This is a genomic window from Xanthomonas bonasiae (assembly GCF_017163705.1).
In the GTDB taxonomy this organism is placed as follows: Bacteria; Pseudomonadota; Gammaproteobacteria; order Xanthomonadales; family Xanthomonadaceae; genus Xanthomonas_A; species Xanthomonas_A bonasiae.
This window is the reverse complement of sequence record NZ_JAFIWB010000086.1, coordinates 1-207: the sequence shown is the minus strand read 5'-3', so window position 1 is coordinate 207 and position 207 is coordinate 1. Positions and strand designations below refer to the sequence as shown.

Genomic DNA, 207 nt, shown 5'->3' with positions numbered 1-207 from the left:
GTGGCGCGCGGCTACTGGCGCCGTCCGGACCTGACCGCGGAGCGTTTCGTACCCGATGCGTACGGGCCTGCCGGCAGTCGCCTGTACCGCACCGGGGACCTGTGCGTGCGCTGGGCCGATGGCACGACGGTGTACCAGGGGCGGTTGGACCACCAAGTCAAGATCCGCGGGTACCGGGTCGAGCTGGGGGAGATCGAGTCGGTGTTG

General features: G+C 70.0%; 1 protein-coding gene. It reads left to right on the top strand.

The features are described 5' to 3' along the window. A partial coding sequence (locus JR064_RS22985) for an AMP-binding protein (RefSeq protein WP_206231257.1) occupies positions 1–207 on the top strand: 207 nt, incomplete at both ends.